Source organism: Streptomyces sp. D2-8, from assembly GCF_023184515.1.
Taxonomy (GTDB): Bacteria; Actinomycetota; Actinomycetes; order Streptomycetales; family Streptomycetaceae; genus Streptomyces.
In genome coordinates this window covers 220,344-234,667 of record NZ_JAAHBP010000003.1, presented here as the reverse complement: position 1 = coordinate 234,667, position 14,324 = coordinate 220,344, and the positions used below count along the sequence as shown (strand labels likewise).

Below are 14,324 nucleotides of genomic sequence, written 5' to 3'. Positions count from 1 at the left end.
ACGTTCACCGCCTGTTCGGCAGCTGGATCGACGGGGTTCGCACAAGCCCTTGCCGCGATCATCATCGTGGATCCGGGGCCCGCCCCACAAACCGCGCCCCGCAGAGCGGACATCGGGGACATTGCGCGGGCAGCCGTCGTGGCCGCATAGGGTGGGCGACCATGACTTGGCTGATCACCGGCGGTGCCGGCTATATCGGAGCCCATGTGGCCAGGGCCATGACCGAGGCCGGGGAGCGCGTCGTCGCCCTGGACGACCTCTCGGCCGGGGTGCCCGCGCGGCTCCCGTCCGATGTCCCGCTCGTGCGGGGTTCCGCTCTGGACGAGGAGCTCCTGAAGCGGGTCTTCGCCGAGCACGGTGTGACGGGTGTGGTGCATCTCGCGGCGCGCAAGCAGGTCGCCGAGTCCGTCGCGCAGCCCACGCGCTACTACCGGGAGAACGTCGGCGGACTGGTGACCCTGCTGGACGCGGTGGCCGGGGCCGGGATCGAGCGCTTCGTGTTCTCCTCGTCGGCGGCCGTGTACGGCGACCCGGGTGTGGACCTCATCACGGAGGACACGCCCTGTGCCCCGGTGAACCCCTACGGCGAGACCAAGCTCGCCGGCGAGTGGCTGGTGCGGGCGGCGGGACGGGCGCACGGGATCTCCACCGTATGTCTGCGGTATTTCAACGTGGCGGGCGCGGCCGCGCCGGAGCTGGCCGACACGGGCGTCTTCAACATCGTCCCGATGGTCTTCGACCGGCTGACGCGTGACGAGCCGCCCAGGATCTTCGGTGACGACTACCCGACCCCGGACGGCACCTGCGTCCGTGACTACATCCACGTCGCCGACCTGGCCGAGGCCCACCTGGCGGCGGCCCGGCGACTGGCCGGGGGTGGCAGCACGGGCGATCTGACGGTCAACATCGGCCGCGGCGAGGGCGTCTCGGTGCGCGAACTCATCACGGTCATCGGCGAGGTCACCGGCGACCGCCGGCCGCCGCTCGTCGAGGAGCGCCGGCCCGGCGACGCCCCGCGGGCGGTGGCCTCCGCCGCCCGGGCAGCCGCGGAGCTCGGCTGGACGGCCCGGCGCGGGGTGCGCGAGATGACGGAGTCGGCCTGGCGGGGCTGGCTGCTGCACCCCGGCTCCTGACCTCCTGGAGGTACCCTGACCTGCATATCGTTTCCGCAGGTCAGGGCACATGACAACGGTGTTCAGTGCCGCGTTGCACATACCCCCTCCCCGTAGTTCACTGGGGTGCCCGAGCACGATCGGGCGGACACAGGGAGGCTGACTTCTCATGGGGGCTGGGCACGATCACGGTCACGCGCACGGCGCGGCCGGCGGTACGGCGACCTCGGCGTACCGCGGCAGGCTGCGGGCCGCGCTGGCGATCACGCTCGGCATCGTGGTCGTGCAGATCGTCGGTGGGGTCCTCGCCGACTCGCTCGCGCTCGTCGCGGACTCGGCGCACATGGCGACGGACGCGCTGGGCCTCGGCATGGCGCTGCTCGCGATCCACTTCGCGAACCGACCGCCCAGCGATCAGGCCACCTTCGGCTACGCCCGGGCCGAGATCCTCGCCGCCCTGGCCAACTGCCTGCTGCTGCTCGGGGCCGGCGGGTACGTCGTGTACGAGTCGGTGCAGCGCTTCATCACGCCGGCGCAGACCGAGGGCCGGCTGGCCCTGCTGTTCGGTGTGATCGGCCTGGTCGCGAACCTGGTGTCGCTGTCGCTGCTGATGCGCGGCCAGAAGGAGAGCCTGAACGTGCGGGGCGCGTTCCTGGAGGTCGCGGCGGACGCCCTCGGTTCGGTCACGGTGATCGTCTCGTCCGTGGTGATCATGCTCACGGGGTGGCAGCCCGCCGACCCGATCGCCTCGCTCGTCATCGCGCTGATGATCGCGCCCCGGACGTGGAAGCTGCTGCGCGAGACGCTGTCCGTGCTGCTGGAGACCGCTCCCCAGGGCGTCGACATGGCGGAGGTGCGGTCGCACATCCTCGCGACGGACGGTGTGGAGGATGTCCACGACCTGCACGCCTGGACGATCACCTCCGGCATGCCCGTGCTGTCGGCGCACGTGGTCGTCAGCTCGGAGGCCCTGAACGCGATAGGCCACGGGAAGATGCTCCACGAGCTCCAGGGCTGCCTCGGCGACCACTTCGACGTGGAGCACTGCACCTTCCAGCTGGAACCCAGCGGGCACGCGGAGCACGAGGCGCGGCTCTGTCACTGACGTGCCGGCTTCCGAGGCGTGTGAGGCAGGTGGGGCGCACGTCGCCGTGGGTGCGCCGGAGAACGCAACCCTGCGCCACGCGCCCGCGCCCTGAGCCCCACAGCTCCGGTAGGGACGATTTTCCGCCTGCCCGGCCGGGCACGATCACCTACCGGGCCCCTTTCCCGGCGTCCGACCGGTGCCGGCCGCGATCCGCGCCGCCGCGCGGGACATGCGGGCGTGCCGCGAAGTGCCGGGAGTGCCGGATTCGTACGGCAGACTTGGGGCGCGAAGACCGATGTGAAGGATGGGTATGCCGATCACACCTGCCACCGCGACGCACAACCCGTCGAACGGCACCGCAGACGCGATTTTGCTGGAACTGGTCGACGAGGACGGCGTGACGATCGGCACCGCGGAGAAGCTCGCCGCCCACCAGCCGCCCGGACAGCTGCACCGCGCGTTCTCCGTGTTCCTCTTCGACGAGTACGGCCGGCTGCTGCTCCAGCAGCGCGCGCTGGGCAAGTACCACTCCCCCGGCGTGTGGTCCAACACCTGCTGCGGGCATCCCTACCCCGGCGAGGCGCCCTTCGCGGCGGCGGCGCGGCGCACCTTCGAGGAGCTCGGGGCCTCCCCGTCCCTGCTGGCCGAGGCGGGCACGGTCCGCTACAACCACCCGGACCCGGAGTCCGGTCTGGTGGAGCAGGAGTACAACCACCTCTTCGTCGGCATGGTCCAGGCCGTGGTGCGGCCGGATGCGCAGGAGGTGGCGTCGACGGTGTTCGTGACCCCGCCGGAGCTGGCGGAGCGGCACGCCAAGGACACCTTCTCGGCCTGGTTCATGACCGTCCTGGACGCGGCCCGGCCGGCGATCAGGGAGCTGACGGGCCCGTCGGCCGGCTGGTGACCCGGGCCCTGACGACGGGGCTCAGGAAAAGCGCGCGGGTTTGAGCGGCAGGGCGGCCCAGATCACCTTGCCGCCGCTCGTGGTGTGTTCGACCTCGCACCTGCCGCCCGCCTCCCGGGTGACCTCGCGCACCAGGAGCAGTCCGCGCCCCCCGGTCCGGCCGTGGTCGGTCTCCAGGGCGGTGGGCCGGTACGGATGGTTGTCCTCCACGGACACCCGGAGCCACTCGGCGCCGACGGCCAGCTCGACGGCGACCGTGGGCGACAGCACCGCCGCGTGCTTCACGGCGTTCGTCACCAGCTCCGAGACGATCAGCAGCAGCCCCTGGGCCAGATCGTCCGAGACCGGCACTCCCTGACGCAGCAGCAGGTCCCGTACGGCGTGCCGGGCCTGGGGGACCGAGGCGTCGACCGCCGGAGCGGTGAACCTCCATACGCCTTCGTACGGCAGCGGTTCCGCGGGCCCGGGGTCGAAGGGCGCCGCGCCGCCCTCTGGGCGCGGACCGAACCCACGCCCGTCGTCGTCCATCGTCCGGTCGCCACCCTCGCGCTCGATTGTCGCCACACCTCGAGTGTTGGTAACGATGCGCCTCGCACCCCGGGACTGAACAGAAGTCAGCAAGTATCGAGCACTTCTGACCGTTGGCGTATGACACGGTCAGTTGTGGGACTGGTCCTGTCCCTGTTGTGCCGTCTCGGCGAACTATTCGGGTTGTACGGGTTTGGCATCCGGATAGCATCCGGCCCATGGAGCCCCAGCTGCAGCACCGCGTGACCGACTCGGTCGCGACGGTCGTCATACGTCATCCCGAGAAGCGCAACGCCATGACGGCCGCGATGTGGCGCTCCCTTCCCGCCCTGCTGGAGGAGCTCGCGGGGGATCCCGCCGTGCGGGCGCTGGTGCTGACCGGCGAGGGCGGCACGTTCTGCGCCGGGGCCGACATCTCGACGCTGCGGGGCTCGCCCGCGCAGGCCCAGGGGCTGGCCGTGCGGGCCGAGGAGGCGCTGGCCGCGTTCCCGAAGCCGACGCTGGCCGCGATCCGGGGGCACTGCGTGGGCGGCGGAGCGCAACTGGCGGCGGCCTGTGATCTGCGGTTCGCCGAGGAGGGGGCCTTGTTCGGTGTGACGCCCGCGAAGCTCGGCATCGTGTACCCGGCCTCCTCGACCCGGCGGCTGATGTCCCTGGTGGGGCCGGCCACCGCCAAGTACCTGCTGTTCTCCGGTGAGCTGATCGACGCGCGGCGGGCGCTGCGCACCGGGCTGGCCGACGAGGTGCTGCCCGAGGGCGGACTCGGCAAGCGGGTCGCCGAGTTCACCCACATCCTGGTGTCCCGTTCGCAGCTGACGCAGGCGGCGGCCAAGGAGTTCGCTGACGGGCGTACGGACCGGGACGCGCACTGGGCCGGGCAGGCGCGCGCGAGCGGCGACACCGCGGAGGGCGTCGCCGCGTTCCTGGAGCGCAGGCAGCCGCGGTTCGGCTGGAGCGTGCCTACGTCAGGATGACGCCGGAGTGCGTGCGGACCAGCTCGACGAGGTGCGCGGGGGCCTTCTCGGGCGATCCGGCGTCGTAGGGCGGCTGCGGATCGTACTCGGTGGCGAGCTGGACGAGCTGCGCGTGGTCGTCGCCCGCGATCCTGCCGAGCAGGGTGAGTCCCATGTCGATGCCGGAGGAGACGCCGGCCGCGGTGACGTACTTGCCGTCGGTGACGACCCGCTCCCCCGTCGGCTCGGCGCCGTGACGCTTCAGCTCCTCCAGGGCCAGCCAGTGGGAGGTCGCACGGCGGCCGCGGAGCAGTCCGGCGGCGGCGAGAAGCAGGGAGCCGGTGCACACGGACGTCGTCCAGGTGCTGGTGGCGTCGGCGGTGCGCAGCCACGTGAGCAGGGGTCCGTCCGCCGCCAGCGGGAGCGGGCCCGGGCCGCCGGGGACCACGATGATGTCGGGGCGCGGTACGTCGGCCAGAGCGCGGTCGGCGACGAGCGCGAGGTTGCCCGAGTCGTTCCGTACGGGGCCGGCCTCCTCGGCGACGAAGACGGTCTCGGCGTCCGGGAGCCGGCCGAGGGTCTCGTAGGGGCCGACGGCGTCGAGGGCGGTGAAGCGGTCGTAGAGGACGATGGCGATCTGCATGGGGGCCTTCCGTCGGCTGTTGTCGGGGGGATTCACGGTGCGGTCGCGGGGCGGAAGCGGCGGCGGTACTCGGCCGGGGGCGTTCCCAGGGCCCTGACGAAGGCGCGGCGCATGGCCTCGGGCGTGCCGTAGCCGCTGGTGCGGGAGATCTCCTCGATGCCGCCGGCGGTGTCCTCCAGAAGGCGGCGGGCGTGCTCGAGGCGGACGCGGTCCACGTAGCGGCCCGGTGTCATGCCGGTCTCGGCGCGGAACGCGCGGGCGAAGTGGCGGGGTGAGAGGCGGGCGCGGGCGGCGAGGGTGTCGACGCAGAGGTCCGCGTCCGGGTGGTCGGTGATCCACCGCTGGACGTCCCGCAGGGGCTCGCGGTGTGCGGTCTGGGCCGCGAGCTGGGCGCTGAACTGGGCCTGGTTGCCGGGGCGGCGCAGGAACACCACCAGATGGCGGGCGACGGTGAGGGCGGCGTCCCGTCCCAGATCCTCCTCGACCAGGGCGAGGGCGAGGTCGATGCCGGCGGTGACACCGGCCGAGGTGGCGATGTGCCCGTCGCGTACGTAGACGGGGTCGGGGTCGATCTCGACGGCCGGGTAGGCGCGGGCGAGCCGGTCGCAGTACGCCCAGTGGGTCGTGGCGCGGCGGCCGTCCAGCAGCCCCGCCTCGGCGAGCACGGCCGCGCCGGTGCACACGGAGACCAGACGGGCGGCGCGCGGCCCGCGCTCGCGCACCCACGCCACCAGACGCGGGTCGGGCCGCAGGCTGCCCGGTCCGCCGGGGACGAGGAGGATGTCCGGGTCGGGCGCGGTGGTCAGGGACTCGTCGGGTACGAGGGTCAGGCCGCTGGTGGTCCGCACGGGTGCGCCGTCCAGGGACGCCGTGCGGATCCGGTACGCCCCCGGGCGGAGCAGCTCCGCGCCCGCGAAGACCTCCACGGGCCCGGTGACGTCGAGACTCTGCAGGCCGTCGAAGAGGACGGCGAGAACCGTGTGCTGGGCCATGCCGTCGATTCTCCGCAGGGCCAGAGCGTGGCCGCAAGGACGGGTCCCCCACCTTTCCTGCCATGAGATGCGTGACCATGGAGGACATACCAAGCGGTTGGTAACCTGCCGGGCATGACGACTGCCGCCCTGGAGCCGCGCGCCGGCCGACGCTGCCACAACATGCTCAACTCCCTGCACTCGACGCACTACTTCTCACCCGACCTCGGGCGCGAACTGGGCGCCGTCGGGATCACCGACCCGCGTGCCGTGAACTTCGCCGTGCGGGCCGCCGCCCTCGGACCGGTCGGGGCCGGTGTCGTGACGGCGGCCTTCTACAACTACAAGTACGAGCTCGTGGCCCGGCACGTGCCGGCGGTGTGGGAGACCGCCGCACCCGGGCAGGTCCTGGCGGCACGCGCGCGTGCGGTCGACGCGACACTGCGCCGCCTGCTCGGTGCGGACGTCCTGGCCTCGGCGGAGATGGCCGAGGCCGCCCGGCTCGCGCTGCGCGCCGCCGAGGCCTGCTCGCGCGAGGCACGGCCGCTGTACGCCGCCCACGCCGATCTGCCCGTCCCCGAGGAACCGCACCTCGCCTACTGGCACGCGGCGACCCTGCTGCGCGAACACCGCGGCGACGGGCACCTGGCCGTCCTGATGTCCGCGGGTCTCGACGGCCTGGAGGCGATGGCGACCCACACGGCGACGGGCAAGGGGATGACCCCGAAGTGGGTCCTCAGGACCCGGGGCTGGAGCCAGGGCGACTGGGACGCGGCGACGGACCGGCTGCGGGGGCGCGGGCTGCTGGACGCGTCCGGCGACCTCACCGAGCAGGGTGTCGCCCTGCGCCGGGAGATCGAGCACGAGACGGACCGTCTGGACCGTGCCCCGTACGAGCACCTGGGCCCGGAGGGAGTGGCCCGGCTGACCGAGCTGGGCGGAGCGTTCGCGCACGCGGCGCTCGTGGCCGGGGCGTACCCGGCGGATCTGATCGGCAAGGGTGACGCATAGTGACGTGGCTCTGAGGTACCCGCTCTCCACCGGCCGCCGCGGCCGGGAGTGGAGAAAGGGGAATTCCGTGTTCCGTGCTATCGCAGATGTGCTGCGCCAGATCGGCGGCGCCATCGCCACCGTCGTCACGCTGCCCTTCCGGGCCCTGGCCCGGCTGTTCGGCGGGGCGTCGTCCTCCACCCGCAGCCGCAGGGCCTGACCCGGACCGCGACCTGCCGGGTGCCGCCCTGAGCCCCGAGTGTCCGTGCCACCTGCCACAATTGCCGCGCAACCTCAGCGGAGAAGGCGGTACGGGATCGTGACGACACCCGGGTCCATCGGGTCCATCAACGCAGTGTCCATCGAAGGCAGGATCGCCGGGGAGCTCGGCGTACGGGAGCGGCAGGTCAGGGCCGCCGTGGAACTGCTCGACGGCGGTTCTACGGTGCCCTTCATCGCCCGCTACCGCAAGGAAGCGACCGAGATGCTCGACGACGCGCAGCTGCGCACCGTCGAGGAGCGGCTGCGCTATCTGCGGGAGCTGGAGGAGCGGCGGGCGGCGATCCTGGAGTCGGTGCGCGAGCAGGGCAAGCTCACCGAGGAACTCGAGGCGAGCATCCGGGGCGCCGAGACGAAGGCGCGCCTGGAGGACATCTACCTGCCGTACAAGCCCAAGCGGCGCACCAAGGCGCAGATCGCCCGCGAGGCCGGACTCGAGCCGCTGGCGGAGGGGCTGCTCGGCGATCCGTCCGTCGACCCCCTCGCCGCGGCCGCCGCGTTCGTCGACGCCGACAAGGGCGTGGCGGATCCGCAGGCCGCCCTGGACGGCGCCCGGGCGATCCTCACCGAGCGGTTCTCGGAAGACGCCGACCTGATCGGCGAGCTGCGCGAGCGCATGTGGGTGCGCGGTCGGCTGTCCGCCAAGGTGCGGGACGGCAAGGAGGAGGCGGGGGCGAAGTTCGCCGACTACTTCGACTTCGCCGAGCCGTTCACGGAGCTGCCCTCGCACCGCATCCTCGCGATGCTGCGCGGCGAGAAGGAGGAGGTCCTCGACCTCGTCCTGGAGCCCGAGGAGCAGACGGACGGCCCCTCCTCATACGAGGGGATCGTCGCCCACAAGTTCGGAATCGCCGACCGCGGCCGCCCGGGCGACAAGTGGCTGAAGGACACGGTCCGCTGGGCGTGGCGCACCCGCATCCTCGTCCACCTCGGCATCGACCTGAGGCTGCGGCTGCGCACGGCCGCCGAGGACGAGGCGGTGCGGGTCTTCGCGGCGAACCTGCGGGACCTGCTGCTCGCCGCCCCGGCCGGCACGCGCGCGACGCTCGGCCTCGACCCCGGTTTCCGTACCGGTGTGAAGGTCGCCGTCGTCGACGCGACCGGCAAGGTCGTCGCCACGGACGTCATCCACCCGCACGTCCCGGCCAACCGGTGGGACGAGGCCATCGCCAAGCTGGCCCGGCTCGCGAAGGAGCACGCGGTCGAGCTGGTCGCCATCGGCAACGGCACGGCGTCCCGCGAGACCGACAAGCTCGCCGGTGAACTGATCACCAAGCACCCGGAGTTGAAGCTCACGAAGGTGATGGTGTCCGAGGCCGGCGCGTCCGTGTACTCGGCGTCCGCCTTCGCCTCGCAGGAGCTGCCCGACATGGACGTGTCGCTGCGCGGCGCCGTGTCGATCGCCCGCCGGCTCCAGGACCCGCTGGCCGAGCTGGTGAAGATCGACCCGAAGTCGATCGGCGTCGGCCAGTACCAGCACGACCTGTCCGAGGTGAAGCTGTCGCGTTCGCTGGACGCGGTGGTGGAGGACTGTGTGAACGGCGTGGGTGTGGACGTCAACACGGCGTCGGCCCCGCTGCTCGCCCGGGTCTCCGGCATCACCTCCGGGCTCGCCGAGAACATCGTGGCGCACCGGGACCAGAACGGGCCGTTCACGTCCCGCGGTGCGCTGAAGAAGGTGGCGCGGCTCGGCCCGAAGGCGTACGAGCAGTGCGCGGGCTTCCTGCGGATCCGCGGCGGTGACGACCCGCTGGACGCGTCGAGCGTGCACCCCGAGGCGTACCCGGTGGTCCGGCGCATGGTGAAGACCGCCGGGCAGGAGGTCGCCTCGCTCATCGGCAATACCGGGGTGCTGCGCTCGCTGAGGCCGCAGGACTTCGTGGACGAGACGTTCGGCCTGCCGACGGTCACCGACATCCTGAAGGAGCTGGAGAAGCCCGGCCGCGACCCGCGCCCGGCCTTCAAGACGGCCGTCTTCAAGGAGGGCGTGGAGAAGATCTCCGACCTGTCGTCCGGGATGATCCTGGAGGGCGTCGTGACGAACGTCGCCGCGTTCGGGGCGTTCGTGGACATCGGCGTCCACCAGGACGGTCTGGTGCATGTCTCCGCGATGTCGAAGACGTTCGTGAAGGACCCGCGGGACGTGGCGAAGCCCGGCGACATCGTCAAGGTGAAGGTGCTCGACGTCGACATCCCGCGCAAGCGGATCTCGCTGACGCTGCGGCTGGAGGACGAGGCGGCTGCTTCGCAGGGCCAGGGCGGGGGCTCCGGTGAGCGCCGGCAGCGGGGTGGGCGTCCGCCGCAGCAGCGGCAGGGTGGACGTGGCGGTGGCCGTGGCGGTGGTGGCGGTTCGCGTCAGGCGCCGCCGCCCGCCAACAGCGCGATGGCCGATGCGCTGCGCCGCGCGGGGCTGGCGGATCCCAAGGGCGGCAAGCGCTGACTGTTCCGTCGGGGAGGCCGTGGGGAGCTGCGGGCCCGTTGTGGCTGGTCGCGCAGCTCCCCGCACCCCTGGGAAAGAGGCGCTTCGCGCCCTTTCCGTTCTAGGGTTGCCGAATGCGTGCCATCACCTGGGAAGTGTCCGGGAGCCACGGGTTCGAGACCGCCTGGGTCCAGCTCGGAGAAGGCGTGCTGCGGGCGCGCGGGCGGGCCGTCGGTACCGTTCCGGAGCCGTACTGGATCTCGTACGAGCTGGAGACCGCAGAAGGATTCGTGACCAAGCGGTTGACTGTCACGGCGGAGGCCGAGGCCGGGACCCGGGCGCTCGATCTGCTCCACGACGGTGAGGGCGGCTGGACCGCGAACGGCGAGCCGCTCCCCGACGTCGACGGAGCCCTCGACTGCGATCTCGGGCTGTGTCCGCTCACCAACACCATGCCGGTGCTGCGGCACGGGCTCCATCAGACGCCGGGCGAAAGGGAGTTCCTGATGGCCTGGGTGGCGGTGCCGAGCCTGACAGTGCGGCCGTCACGGCAGACGTACACGCATCTCGGACCCGGGCGGGTCCGGTACTCCTCCGGCGACTTCCGCAGTGACCTGGAGTTCGACGACGAGGGGTATGTCGTCGACTACCCCCGGCTCGCCACGCGCCTGACGGCCCGTTAGCGCTCGGTCACCTTGCCGTCCGCCACCTCCAGGCGGCGGGTGACGTGCACGGCGTCCAGCATGCGCCGGTCGTGGGTGACCAGCAGGAGGGTGCCCTCGTAGGCGTCGAGGGCGGACTCCAGTTGCTCGATGGCGGGCAGGTCGAGGTGATTGGTCGGCTCGTCGAGGACCAGGAGGTTGACGCCCCGGCCCTGGAGCAGCGCCAGGGCGGCCCGGGTGCGCTCGCCCGGGGAGAGGCTCGCCGCGGGGCGCAGGACGTGGTCCGTCTTGAGGCCGAACTTGGCCAGGAGGGTGCGGATCTCGACCGGTTCGGTGTCCGGGACGGCTGTGCGGAAGGCGTCGAGCAGGGACTCCTCGCCGTGGAACAGCTTGCGGGCCTGGTCGACCTCGCCGAGCAGGACGCCCGAGCCGAGCGCGGCGTGCCCGGCGTCCAGCGGGACACGGCCGAGGAGGGCGGCGAGCAGCGTGGACTTGCCGGCGCCGTTCGCGCCCGTCACCGCCACCCGGTCCGCCCAGTCGATCTGCAGGGAGACGGGGCCGAGGACGAAGCCGCCGCGGCGCACCTCGGCGTCCCGCAGGGTCGCGACGACGGCGCCCGAGCGCGGGGCCGACGCGATCTCCATGCGCAGGTCCCACTCCTTGCGGGGCTCCTCGACGACGTCCAGGCGCTCGATCATGCGCTGGGTCTGGCGGGCCTTCGCGGCCTGCTTCTCGCTGGCCTCGCTGCGGAACTTGCGGCCGATCTTGTCGTTGTCGTTACCCGCTTTGCGGCGCGCGTTCTTCACGCCCTTGTCCATCCAAGAGCGCTGTGTCTGGGCGCGGTCCTGGAGGGCCGTCTTCTTGTCGGCGTACTCCTCGAACTCGTCGCGGGCGTGCCGGCGGGCGACCTCCCGCTCCTCCAGGTAGGCCTCGTAACCGCCGCCGAAGAGGTTGATCTGCCGCTGGGCGAGGTCGAGTTCGAGGACCTTGGTGACGGTGCGGGTGAGGAACTCGCGGTCGTGGCTGACCACCACCGTCCCGGCGCGCAGGCCGGTCACGAAGCGCTCGAGGCGCTCCAGGCCGTCCAGGTCGAGGTCGTTGGTCGGCTCGTCGAGGAGGAAGACGTCGTAGCGGGACAGGAGCAGGGAGGCGAGGCCGGCGCGGGCCGCCTGACCGCCGGACAAGGACGTCATCGGCTGGTCCAGGTCGACCGCGAGACCGAGGCCGTCGGCAACCTCCTCGGCGCGTTCGTCGAGGTCGGCGCCGCCGAGGCCGAGCCAGCGCTCCAGGCTCGTGGCGTAGGCGTCGTCGGCGCCGGGTGCCCCGTCGACCAGGGCCTGGGTCGCCTCGTCCATGGTGCGCTGCGCCTCGTCGACGCCGGTGCGGCGGGCCAGGAACGCCCGTACGGTCTCGCCGGGCCGGCGGTCCGGCTCCTGCGGGAGGTGGCCGACGGTGGCGGTCGGCGGGGACAGGCGCAGGTCGCCCTGCTCGGGTGCGATGAGTCCGGCGAGCATCCTGAGCAGGGTGGACTTGCCCGCGCCGTTGGCTCCGACCAGGCCGATCACGTCGCCGGGCGCGACGACGAGGTCGAGGCCGGTGAACAGGGAGCGGTCGCCGTGGCCGGCGGCGAGGTTCTTGGCGACGAGGGTGGCAGTCATCAGAGCGCCGATCCTAACGGCCGGGCCGCTCAGTGGTTCACGGCCACCGCCAGGACGCTTCGGGAGGTGCGTGCCACGACGAAGGACCGGCCCCTGACCGCCTTCGCGTCGAGGGCGATGCGGTGGCGGCCCGCTTCGAGGACGCCGTCGAAGATCTCGTGGGTGTGGGTGCGGGAGAGCCGGTCGAGCCGGTAGGCGGTGACGGTGATCCGGCAGGCGGAGGAGACGTCGACGTCCGCGCTGCCGCCGGCGGCGGTGAGGCCGGTGAGGCGGCGCCGGTCGGCCGGGCTGCGGTCCAGGGCGTGTTCGATCTGGGCGACGAGGAGCGGGACGATCGGGGCGAGGCCGTCGACGTGGGCGACCGGGACCCGGGCGCGCTCGAAGGCGCGGCGGACGGCGGCACGTTCCTGCTCCCCGGCCGTGTGGCCGAAGACGACGGCGCCGTAGCCGCGGAGTTCGTCGGCGGGTACGCCGTCGGCGTCATGGGCGATGTCGGCGCCGACGCCGATGGTGCGTAAGGCCGCGGCCAGCTTGGCGAGGACGGCGACGCGGGCGCCGATCAGCAGCACGCGGCGCCGGGGATCGGGCGCGGAGCCGTTCAGCAGGGCGCTCAGCGCCGTCCGGTACTCGGCGCCGCGGAAGCGGAACGGGCCGATGCCGTGGTAGCCGTTGAGCTCCAGGTCGGCGTGTTCGTCGGTCTGCCAGGCGAAGTCCCGCCAGATGAAGTCCTCGCCGTCGCTCTGGATGACCGCGGTGACGGCACCGCAGGCCAGGTCCTCGCACTCGGGGCAGCCGTAGACGACGTAGCGGCCGCCGGGCAGCGGGGCCGCGCTCTCCAGGAGCAGGCTGCGGACCTGCGCGGTGAAGATCGCGGGTGGGACGTCGGAGGCGAGCGGGGAGACCGCGTCGAGGTCGGAGAGCTGGAACAGCAGCGGGCGTCCGTCGACGATGAAGTCCACGAAGTCCCGGTGGACCTGGTAACCACCGTCATTGAGGACTCCCCCGGCCCGCATCGCGGGCGCCAGGCCGAAGGTCGCGTACTCGGCACACATGCTGTGAGTATCCCCACACTGCGCGTGATGTGAGCACGGCATGACACATTCCGCTACGGTCCGGGCATGGCGAGTGAGTCGAGTGGCGAGATCGTGGTGGTCGGCGGCGGGGTGGTCGGGCTGACGACCGCCCTGGTTCTCGCGGAGCAGGGGCGGCGAGTGCGGGTGTGGTCGCGCGACGCCGTCGAGCCGACCACCTCAGCCGTTGCGGGCGCGCTGTGGTGGCCGTACCGGATCGAGCCGGTCGCGATGGCACGCGCGTGGGCGCTGCGGTCACTGGAGGTGTACGAGGAGCTGGCGGCACGGGCCGAACCGGCCGGCGTACGCATGGTCGAAGGGGTACAGGGTGAGACCCGCCTCGACGAGGCCGACGAGTGGCTGGCGGGGCGGGTGCCGGGGCTGCGGGCGTCCACGGCCCGGGAGTACGCGGGCACGGGCGTCCGGGCACGGCTGCCGCTCATCGACATGCCGGCCCATCTGCCGTGGCTGCGGGAGCGGTTCGTGGCTGCGGGTGGCGTGGTCGAGACGCGTACGGTGTCCGGGTTCGCGGAGGTGGACGCGCCGGTGGTGGTCAACTGCACGGGACTCGCCGCGCGGGAGCTCGTGCCGGATCCCTCCGTGCGGCCCGTGCGCGGGCAGCTCGTCGTCGTGGAGAACCCCGGGATCGACACCTGGCTGGTCTCCTCCGACGCGGCCGGGGAGCACACGTACCTGTTCCCGCAGCCGGGCGGGCTCGTCCTCGGCGGCACTTCGGAGGAGGACGCGTGGTCGCTGGAGCCGGACCCCGCGACGGCCGAGGCGATCATCCGGCGCTGTGCGGCACTGCGGCCGGAGATCGCCGGGGCCCGCGTGCTGGGGCACCGGGTCGGGCTACGGCCCACCCGGCCGGCGGTCCGGCTGGAGCGCGACGCCCTGCCGGACGGGCGGCTCCTGGTGCACAACTACGGCCACGGCGGCGCGGGCGTCACCGTGGCCTGGGGGTGCGCGGAGGAGGCGGCCCGGCTGGTCTCCGGCTGAGGACGAGCGGCGGCGTCCGAACCGCGAGGGCGGCCCGGTTCACGGAACC

Annotated in this window: 14 protein-coding genes; 9 read left to right on the top strand and 5 right to left on the bottom strand. The window is 72.6% G+C overall.

What is annotated here, in order from left to right; genetic code table 11:
• Positions 1–161: 161 nt before the first annotated feature.
• From galE to idi, 3 genes are all read left to right on the top strand, one after another.
• Positions 162–1,133 (top strand): UDP-glucose 4-epimerase GalE, encoded by a 972-nt coding sequence (galE, locus tag G3I77_RS07410; RefSeq protein ID WP_248501792.1) that lies wholly within the window; start codon positions 162–164, stop codon positions 1,131–1,133.
• A gap of 148 nt (positions 1,134–1,281) precedes the next feature.
• On the top strand, positions 1,282–2,217 hold the full coding sequence (locus G3I77_RS07405; RefSeq protein WP_248501791.1) for a cation diffusion facilitator family transporter: 936 nt from the start codon (positions 1,282–1,284) through the stop codon (positions 2,215–2,217).
• A 292-nt stretch (positions 2,218–2,509) separates the two neighbouring features.
• Complete coding sequence (idi, locus tag G3I77_RS07400; RefSeq protein WP_248501790.1) at positions 2,510–3,103, top strand: isopentenyl-diphosphate Delta-isomerase; 594 nt, start codon at positions 2,510–2,512, stop codon at positions 3,101–3,103.
• A 21-nt stretch (positions 3,104–3,124) separates the two neighbouring features.
• Here idi and G3I77_RS07395 read toward each other — a convergent pair whose 3' ends face one another.
• Positions 3,125–3,631, bottom strand: coding sequence for an ATP-binding protein (locus G3I77_RS07395; protein WP_248502591.1), 507 nt, complete (start codon positions 3,629–3,631; stop codon positions 3,125–3,127).
• 218 nt (positions 3,632–3,849) lie between these two features.
• On the opposite strand from G3I77_RS07395, the gene G3I77_RS07390 reads away from it, so the two are divergent.
• The gene (locus G3I77_RS07390) at positions 3,850–4,605 is read left to right on the top strand and encodes an enoyl-CoA hydratase/isomerase family protein (protein WP_248501789.1); all 756 of its coding nucleotides are present in this window, start codon (positions 3,850–3,852) and stop codon (positions 4,603–4,605) included.
• On the opposite strand, the gene G3I77_RS07385 is transcribed toward G3I77_RS07390, so the two are convergent.
• Positions 4,592–5,227, bottom strand: coding sequence for a DJ-1/PfpI family protein (locus G3I77_RS07385; protein ID WP_248501788.1), 636 nt, complete (start codon positions 5,225–5,227; stop codon positions 4,592–4,594). The two genes, G3I77_RS07390 and G3I77_RS07385, sit on opposite strands and share 14 nt — an antisense overlap.
• A 32-nt stretch (positions 5,228–5,259) precedes the next feature.
• Positions 5,260–6,219, bottom strand: coding sequence for a GlxA family transcriptional regulator (locus G3I77_RS07380; protein WP_248501787.1), 960 nt, complete (start codon positions 6,217–6,219; stop codon positions 5,260–5,262).
• A 114-nt stretch (positions 6,220–6,333) separates the two neighbouring features.
• Between G3I77_RS07380 and G3I77_RS07375 the strand changes: the two genes are divergently transcribed.
• From G3I77_RS07375 to G3I77_RS07365, 4 genes are all read left to right on the top strand, one after another.
• Positions 6,334–7,209, top strand: coding sequence for a hypothetical protein (locus G3I77_RS07375; protein WP_248501786.1), 876 nt, complete (start codon positions 6,334–6,336; stop codon positions 7,207–7,209).
• 67 nt (positions 7,210–7,276) lie between these two features.
• A complete protein-coding gene (locus G3I77_RS40605; protein WP_252100478.1) occupies positions 7,277–7,408 on the top strand; it encodes an LPFR motif small protein in 132 nt (43 codons plus the stop codon).
• Between the two features lie 99 nt (positions 7,409–7,507).
• The gene (locus G3I77_RS07370) at positions 7,508–9,907 is read left to right on the top strand and encodes a Tex family protein (RefSeq protein WP_248501785.1); all 2,400 of its coding nucleotides are present in this window, start codon (positions 7,508–7,510) and stop codon (positions 9,905–9,907) included.
• Positions 9,908–10,020: 113 nt separating this feature from the next.
• Positions 10,021–10,569, top strand: a complete 549-nt coding sequence (locus G3I77_RS07365) for a putative glycolipid-binding domain-containing protein (protein ID WP_248501784.1) — start codon at positions 10,021–10,023, stop codon at positions 10,567–10,569.
• Here the strand turns inward: G3I77_RS07365 and G3I77_RS07360 are convergent.
• Both G3I77_RS07360 and G3I77_RS07355 read right to left on the bottom strand, forming a co-directional pair.
• Complete coding sequence (locus G3I77_RS07360) at positions 10,566–12,206, bottom strand: ABC-F family ATP-binding cassette domain-containing protein (protein ID WP_248501783.1); 1,641 nt, start codon at positions 12,204–12,206, stop codon at positions 10,566–10,568. The two genes, G3I77_RS07365 and G3I77_RS07360, sit on opposite strands and share 4 nt — an antisense overlap.
• Positions 12,207–12,235: 29 nt before the next feature.
• On the bottom strand, positions 12,236–13,258 hold the full coding sequence (locus tag G3I77_RS07355; protein WP_248501782.1) for an oxidoreductase: 1,023 nt from the start codon (positions 13,256–13,258) through the stop codon (positions 12,236–12,238).
• Between the two features lie 66 nt (positions 13,259–13,324).
• Between G3I77_RS07355 and G3I77_RS07350 the strand changes: the two genes are divergently transcribed.
• Positions 13,325–14,275, top strand: a complete 951-nt coding sequence (locus tag G3I77_RS07350; RefSeq protein WP_248501781.1) for an FAD-binding oxidoreductase — start codon at positions 13,325–13,327, stop codon at positions 14,273–14,275.
• Positions 14,276–14,324: the final 49 nt, after the last annotated feature.

Bases quoted from the DNA above. Each gene is read 5' to 3' on its own strand.
- G3I77_RS07390 (WP_248501789.1), top strand. From the start codon at position 3,850: ATGGAGCCCCAGCTGCAGCACCGCGTGACCGACTCGGTCGCGACGGTC.
- G3I77_RS07385 (WP_248501788.1), bottom strand. From the start codon at position 5,227: ATGCAGATCGCCATCGTCCTCTACGACCGCTTCACCGCCCTCGACGCC.
- G3I77_RS07365 (WP_248501784.1), top strand. From the start codon at position 10,021: ATGCGTGCCATCACCTGGGAAGTGTCCGGGAGCCACGGGTTCGAGACC.
- G3I77_RS07405 (WP_248501791.1), top strand. From the start codon at position 1,282: ATGGGGGCTGGGCACGATCACGGTCACGCGCACGGCGCGGCCGGCGGT.
- G3I77_RS07350 (WP_248501781.1), top strand. From the start codon at position 13,325: ATGGCGAGTGAGTCGAGTGGCGAGATCGTGGTGGTCGGCGGCGGGGTG.
- G3I77_RS07360 (WP_248501783.1), bottom strand. From the start codon at position 12,206: ATGACTGCCACCCTCGTCGCCAAGAACCTCGCCGCCGGCCACGGCGAC.
- G3I77_RS07355 (WP_248501782.1), bottom strand. From the start codon at position 13,258: ATGTGTGCCGAGTACGCGACCTTCGGCCTGGCGCCCGCGATGCGGGCC.
- G3I77_RS07395 (WP_248502591.1), bottom strand. From the start codon at position 3,631: ATGGACGACGACGGGCGTGGGTTCGGTCCGCGCCCAGAGGGCGGCGCG.
- G3I77_RS07375 (WP_248501786.1), top strand. From the start codon at position 6,334: ATGACGACTGCCGCCCTGGAGCCGCGCGCCGGCCGACGCTGCCACAAC.
- G3I77_RS07380 (WP_248501787.1), bottom strand. From the start codon at position 6,219: ATGGCCCAGCACACGGTTCTCGCCGTCCTCTTCGACGGCCTGCAGAGT.
- idi (WP_248501790.1), top strand. From the start codon at position 2,510: ATGCCGATCACACCTGCCACCGCGACGCACAACCCGTCGAACGGCACC.
- galE (WP_248501792.1), top strand. From the start codon at position 162: ATGACTTGGCTGATCACCGGCGGTGCCGGCTATATCGGAGCCCATGTG.